The organism is Acetatifactor sp., assembly GCF_982438285.1.
Genome location: NZ_CEWDFQ010000149.1, coordinates 1 through 7,368 on the forward strand (window position 1 = coordinate 1; position 7,368 = coordinate 7,368).

A 7,368-nucleotide genomic window follows, 5' to 3' on the forward strand; every position below is an offset into this window, starting at 1 on the left:
GAGGAACTATACCTTCTGATCAGGGAACTCTGGAGGACAACTGGTGGGTGGATTATGTAAATGAACAGATGGCGCCCCTTGGCATCAAGGTAAACTATGTTGTGGTTCCCAAGCAGCAGAACGAGGAGCTTCTATCCACGATGATGGCCGCAAACAATGCTCCTGATCTGGTGAGGGTGACGGACATCTCTTTGCTGAAATCCTTTATCACCAGCGGCGGTGTAGCGGACATGGCGCCTTATATTGAGGAATACGGGGATAACATCAAGCAGTTTTACAGCGAGGAGGAGCTGGCGGACGGACAGATCGACGGAGCACAGTATTTCCTGTATCATAAGCAGAATGACTTTATGCGTACCACCTTCGTGCGCCAGGACTGGCTGGATGAGCTTGGACTTTCGGTTCCCACCAATCCTCAGGAATTCCGCGATATGCTGCAGGCCATTAAGGATCAGGACCCGGGCGGAATCGGAGACGCTTTGATTCCCATGGGAATGTCGGGACAGAATTTCCTGATGTGGGATATGGTAATGCTTCCCGCCTTTTTGGAAGAGGCGCCCAGCCAGGAGAAGCTGCTCACTCCCATGATTATGTGGCCGGAGGCGAAGGAATGCTTCCGTTATCTCAATGATCTTTACAATGACGGACTTTTGGGAGAATTTATTTTGGACAAGGACGAATCCCTGTTTCGTCAGAAGATCGCCAGGGGAGAAATGGCGGTATTTATTCAAAACGGGCAATATCCTTATCACAGCGCTTATGGCAATCTTTATGACACCCTTCGGGAGAATGACCCGGATGCAAAGCTTACCGCTATCTGGCCCTGGTCTAACGAAAACGGTGAAAACTTCTACCAGCTGTACAATATGCCGCCCACTTACAAATATGCCTGGTACATTCCCTCCTCTTGTGATAATGTAGAGGCCGTTGTAAAATATCTTGACTGGATGTGCAGCGAGGCTGGTTATATGGTAGGCTGCCTTGGTATCGAGGGGGAGGACTACACCATGGTGGATGGAGTGCCCCAGGTTACCCTTGCAGAAGGGGAGGAGTCCAGAGTTACCTGGGTGGAATCCCAGTACGGTACGGTTGGAAAGCCCTTTAACGCAAAGGAAGACAGGGAGAAGTTTATGCTGAATTATATTAAGGACTTCAATCCCGACTATCACGAGGAAATTCTCAGTACGGCCAGGTGTCTGTCAGATGTGGAATATTTTACCCCTGTGGTAAACGCATCCACGCCGCTGGCAGATAAATATGCCGCTACCTTAAGCCAGATGCTGGACGACAATATAGCAAAAATTGTATGTGCGGCTCCGGGTGAATTTGACAAGATCTTTGACGACTTTGTGGCGGACTATGCGGCGTCAGGCGGTCAGGAGACTGCGGACGAGCTCATTGCAGCCTACAGGGAAGCTTCGGGAGAATAGGCAAAAAAGCACAGGAAAAGCCGCCTGAGAGGGAGAATGGTATGATTACACAGTTCGAAAATCCGCCGGTCCAAAATAGAATCCGTCCTTTTTGGTTTTTAAACGGCCACATGAAAAAAGAAGAAATAGAATATCAGATCGCCGAGATGAAGGACAAGGGGCTGGGAGGCTTTGTGATGTGCGCCCGCCAGGGGATGACGGTGCCCTATCTTTCCAGAGAGTGGTTTGACCTGTGCGGCTATGCGGTTTCCTGCGCAGAAAGAAACGGCCTTGAGGTATGGCTTTATGATGAGTTTCCCTATCCCAGCGGAATGAGTGGGGGAGAGGTGACCCTGCAGAATCCTCAGGCCTGCCAGCATGAGCTTGTGTTTACAGATTACATAACCGAAGGAGGCAGAGTGAGCCTGCGCCTGGGAAAGGCAAGAAGCCTGTACGCCGCAGCGTATCCTGTGGAAAACGGGAGAACGCTGTGGCAGGAGGCCATTGACCTAAGGGACTGCATCGGTATCATTCAGCCGGTGGAGATTTACCAGTATGCCAGGACAAATGAGCCTGTCTTAAACCGGAAACGGTATTTTTCCTATGGGCCGGAGAAGGAGCTTTGCTGGGAGGCGCCCAAAGGCAGCTACAGAATCATCACAGCCTCTGCCAAAAAGCTGGAGGATTTCAAATATTACGGAGACTTTATGGACCCCGCCAACCCCGAGGCGGTGGATACCTTTCTTGCAACCACCTATGAGAAATACAGGCAGGCCTTAGGCAGCCAGTTTGGAAAAACCATAAAGGGAATTTTCGGGGATGAAACTCATTTTCAGGGAGATTACTTTTGGTCCTTTGAGCTGCCGGGTTACTACCGGGAAAAGTATGGGGAGGATATTTTCCCTCTGCTTTTTGGCATATGGGACAGAGACTTCCCGGAAGCGGCCAAAATCCGTTACCGCTATTTTCAATGTATGCACGAGCTTTTAAGAGACCGCTATCACAAAAAAATAAGCGAATGGTGCCAGAAAAATCACCTAAGCTATGCTACGGAAATTCCTGTGATGCGCATGAGCGGGCAGATGTACAGCCATGTGCCGGGCGGAGACCCCAATCATGATAAGCTGGGACTGCCCCTGGCAGAGGCGGTGGACCGGGATTTTGTGGGACTTCGATCCAATACAAAGGTAATCAGCGCCATTGCCAGGCAGTATAACCGAAGGGACAGCCTGATTGAAAGCTTTCACAGCATAGGCTGGAGCATGACGCTGCAGGACGCCAAATGGCAGATTGACAGAGAGACATTAATGGGGGCTTCCATGCACGTGTTCCACGCATTTTATTATACGGTGAATGGCATCATCAAGCATGACGCGCCTCCCTCCCAATTTATACAAAACCCCTATTGGAAGCATTATAAAAAGCTTGGGGATTACTGTGCCCGCTCAGCAAGGTTTGTGGCAGAAACGGAATACGCTGCCCAGGTGGCGTTGTTTCATCCCATGACAAGCTGGTGGACCTCCCTGATCAATCCCATGATACGGATGAAGTACACAGGAATGGACAGGGAGGAAGAGGTACAGGGAAAACAGCTGTTGTCAGATTATCTTTACCTTTGCAAAACCCTTTTGTTTCACCATGTGGATTACGAGGATCTGGATGCGGAGACCCTTGCGGGAGCTGTGATTGCAGATGGCGAGATCAGAGTGGGAAGGGCTGTGTACCGCACAGTGATCGTGCCTCCTGTCAAAAATCTGGAGGGATATGGTGCACGCCTTCTGAAAAAATTTGCAGAAAGCGGCGGCAGGGTGATTTTCTGCGGCCTGACGCCCTATGAAAAAATAGACGACTTTGATTTTGCAGAGGATTGGATGGAGGAAGGAGGGGACTGCCAGGCTCAGATTTTTGGCAGCCTGAGCAGAGAAGCTTATTTTAAGGGCACAGGAAAGGCAGAGCTTTTGGGAGGGGCTTTTGGAATCCGTTATCTGTCCATGCCGGGCGGCGGAGAAAAGAGCGGCGCAGGAAAGAAGCTGCTGGAGGCGCTTGAAGGCGCAGGCCCTTCTTGGGCGACCTTGTGGACAGAAGAAAAAAATCTGGGGAAAATCGTATCCTGTCAAAGGGAGGACGGGGAATGCCGCTATGTTTTTGTCACAAGCTGCGACGGGGTGGAGGGACTTTGCCGGATTTTGACCAGGGAAAAGCAGTTTTTCTATGAGCTGGACCTGGAGACGGGGCAGTGTAAATTCTCAGGCTTCACAGACTGTCTGGAGTTTACCATACAGCCCTGGGAGACCAAGCTGATTGCCCTGTCCGCTTCCGCTCTCCAGGAACAGTCACTGGGATTACAGGGATTGCAGTCCAAGGAGAAGGAATCCGGGGATGTGCAGTCCGGGGAAATGCCTGTTTTGCAGCCGGAGGCACATGACCCTGTGTTTGTTCCCACAAAAAAGGAGATGGACGTAAGCATTGCGGGCTGTAATGTACTGCGCCTGGAACGGTTCCTGCTTTCGTTGAATGGCTCCCCGGAGTTTGAGACCTTCCCAGAGACCTTTGTGGAGCAGGCAAGGGCCGCCAAAATGACAAAATATTTAGACATAGATTTTTCGGGAGGCTTTGGAATTCCCTTGCGCCCCAGGCTTTGCCTTCCGGTCAGCCTTATCTATCGCAGCATCTTTTTTGTGGACTGCATGCCTTCAGTGCTGTATCTGATGCACGATGAAAAGGCAGTGATGGGAGACTTTCAGATCAGCATAAACGGCACAGTCCTGGAGCCTGGAAGATTTGGGGCGAAAAAATGCTATGATCAGAACAATCTGGCCTGCAGTATTCTTGAATTTGTAAAGCCGGGGAAAAATGAACTGTCAATCAGGGTGAGGGCAAAGGAGGAATGGCACGGAGTAAGCGACCCCTTTTACCTTCTGGGAGATTTTGGAGTCCTCTCCCGGGACAGTATTACAGAGCAGAAAAAACGGGGCTTTTTTAACGGTTCCGTTCCGGAGGGATTTCCTTTTTACAGTGGGGAAATTACTTATGCCTGGGAGATGAAGCTTTCCGGAAAGGATGTGTATTTAGCGCTTCCCGAAGAAATTCCCTTTTTTGAGTGTGCAAGTCTCTATGTGGACGAAAAGCTGGCTGGAACCAGAGCTTTTGCCCCATATAGGTGGCATATCCACAGGGAGGAAGCAGAGGAAAAAATCTGTAAACTAAGACTTGTGGTAAACAACACTTTGATCCACATGCTGGAGGGAGCGGCATATGACTACGAGAGAAAGGAGATTGTGAAATATGTATCAAATGCACCCGGATTTCAAACCCTTTGTTCCGGTGAGTGCGAAGCGACTTAAGGAGATTATGGATGAGCCGGTGGTGGATGTAAGCTGTCTGCAAAATCCCATTGTGATCGCCTCCTGCACCCTGTATCGGAAAAACGGGAATTGGTTTCTGAAGGTGACGGGCCAGGGGGGAGAAGAGGGCATGGCCCCCTGCTCTGAAAGAGCGGAATATCTATACCTGCTGTTAGAGCGCTTTCTGCAGCTTATCATCGGCGAGGACGCCAGGCAGCTGGAAGCCTTGTTAAACAAAATATTTCTTACGGATATCAACTATAAAATTCAGGGACTGGCCTACTGGTGCTGCATTTCCTGGATAGAGGCCGCCCTGCTGGACCTGCTGGGAAAGGCTGCGGGTGTGTCGGCCACAGAGCTTTTGGGAGGCCGCAAGAGAGAGGAAATTGAATTGTATGTGGCCTCAGGCAATCGTATGAATACGCCCCAGGAGGAGGTAGAATATCTCCAGAGCCTGGTGGATGGCACAGGGGCAAAGGCAGTGAAATTCAAGCTGGGCGGAAGAATGAGCAGAAACAGGGATTCCATTGCCGGACGCACAGAGGGCCTTTTATATCTGGCAAGAAAATATTTTGGAGAGGATTTTGTCATTCATGTGGATGGCAACGGCTCCTATGATGCAGAAAAGGGAATTCAGATCGGCAAAATTGCCGAGAGCATAAACGCTTATTTTTATGAGGAGCCCTGTCCCTTTGACGATCTGTGGGACACGAAGAGAGTGGCGGATGCGCTGGAGATTCCTCTGGCCTTTGGAGAGCAGGAGACGAGCTTAAGGCGGTTTGCCTGGATCGTGGAGAACAATGCCGCCCAGGTGCTGCAGCCTGATCTGCAGTATACGGGAGGCTTTATCCAGTGTATCAAGGCGGCAAGGATGGCCCAGGCGGCGGGAATGCCGGTGACGCCCCATGTCTCAGGCGGATATGCCGCCTATAACGCGCTGCTTTTCTGCTCGGTAATTCCAAACGCCGGACATTATCATGAATATAAGGGCTTTGGGGACTTGGGAAATTATGTGCCGGAGGGCCTTATCGTAAAGGATGGAAAGATCCGCATCACCAAGGGAAAGGGTCTGGGAATTGACTTTTCCGGGTTTGGGCTTGGGAAAGCGGATATTGTGAAGGAGGTTAAGATTGAAAATGAATATTAGCTTATTGGAGCCTCTGGGAGTATCGGAGGAAGTGATAGAAATTTATGGAAAGGCCCTTACGGACGCAGGACATCAGTTTACCTATTATAAGGAAAAGGCCGAGGATGTGGAGGAGCTGAAGAGGAGAACTGCAGGACAGGACATTGTGATGATCGCCAATCACCCTTATCCAGACGAAGTAATCCGCAGTGCGGACCGCCTGAAAATGATCGCTGTAGCCTTTACGGGGGTGGATCATGTGGGAAGAGAGGCCTGCAGGGAAAAGGGTATTCTGGTGTGTAACTGCGCCGGATATTCCAATGAGTCCGTGGCGGAGCTGGCAGTGGGCATGGTGCTTGGACTTTACCGGAAAATCGTGGAGGCAGACGGTCTTGTGAGAGACGGAGGCACAAACCTTGGCATGGCGGGAAGAGAGATCGCGGGCAAGACAGTGGGCATCGTAGGCTGCGGCAAAATCGGTTACCGCACAGCAAAGCTGTTTCAGTCCTTTGGGGCCAAGGTGCTTGTAAACGAGCTCCAGGTAAAAGAGGAATGGAAAGCGGAAGGGCTGGAAGCGGCTGACCTTGATGCGGTAATGGCCCGCAGTGATATCATATCCATTCACCTGCCTCTCTGTCAGGCGACCAGAGGCCTGATCGGGAGAGAAAAGATTGCATTAATGAAGGAGACTGCCGTACTGGTCAACTGCGCAAGGGGGCCCATCATTGACAATGAAGCCCTGGCGGAGGCCCTTTCGGAGAAACGGATTGCCGGAGCGGCTATTGACGTGTACGATATGGAGCCGCCCATTCCCGAAGATTATCCCCTGCTGCATGCGCCCAATACGCTGTTTACCCCTCATGTGGCCTTTCTCACGAAAGAGGCCATGGTGAGACGGGCGAAAATAGAGTTTGAGAACGTGCAGGCCTATCTGGCGGGAAAGCCCCAAAATATATGTGATACAATGTAAAGAGAGTATATATGAATTGAGAAAACGGAAGCCCCATGCTGTGCAGTCCTGGCATTGTCTGCTGCACGGCATGGGGCCTTGGCTTTTTGGGAGATTTATTTACAATGTTTTCAGCACGTTGTACAATGAAAACATAACCAGAAAGGGGGATTTTTTGTTATGAAAAGAAAAATAAGTATCCTTTGGAAAACCAGTATCTGTCGGAAAATGCTTATTCTTTTATCTGCAGGTATTTTGGGCTTGCAGATCACAGGCTGCGCTGAGGTGACCGATGAATTGATTTACGGAACGGAAACGGTGCTGCAGGGCAGTGACGGATACAGAGAATTTACAGGGGAAGATGTCCACAGCCCGTTGATTGTATTTCCGGACAAAGAAATAGAAAGTATTTCAGAGGAATTTTACTATGAGTTCAGAGATGAAATATTTTCTCCTGTCTGTCAGATTTATTTGAGAAAGGAATACGATACGGATGAATTTACAAAGGAAAAGGAGAGACTGGCCGCAGAGCAGCTAAGC

At 50.2% G+C, this 7,368-nt stretch carries 5 protein-coding genes; all 5 read left to right on the plus strand.

All coding sequences use genetic code 11. The features are described 5' to 3' along the window. Nucleotides 1–1,430: extracellular solute-binding protein (locus AC1WIP_RS08715; protein WP_481141476.1), on the plus strand; the 1,430-nt coding region annotated here is incomplete at its 5' end. Between the two features lie 41 nt (nt 1,431–1,471). Beyond that, complete coding sequence (locus AC1WIP_RS08720; RefSeq protein ID WP_481141477.1) at nt 1,472–4,753, plus strand: hypothetical protein; 3,282 nt, start codon at nt 1,472–1,474, stop codon at nt 4,751–4,753. Then, complete coding sequence (locus AC1WIP_RS08725) at nt 4,695–5,900, plus strand: mandelate racemase/muconate lactonizing enzyme family protein (RefSeq protein WP_481141478.1); 1,206 nt, start codon at nt 4,695–4,697, stop codon at nt 5,898–5,900. Before AC1WIP_RS08720 ends, AC1WIP_RS08725 begins: the two co-directional genes overlap by 59 nt. Next, nucleotides 5,890–6,849 (plus strand): 2-hydroxyacid dehydrogenase, encoded by a 960-nt coding sequence (locus AC1WIP_RS08730; protein ID WP_481141479.1) that lies wholly within the window; start codon nt 5,890–5,892, stop codon nt 6,847–6,849. The genes AC1WIP_RS08725 and AC1WIP_RS08730 overlap by 11 nt, the downstream gene beginning before the upstream one ends. A gap of 159 nt (nt 6,850–7,008) precedes the next feature. Next, nucleotides 7,009–7,368 (plus strand): hypothetical protein (locus tag AC1WIP_RS08735; protein WP_481141480.1); only part of this gene is annotated, 360 nt, incomplete at its 3' end.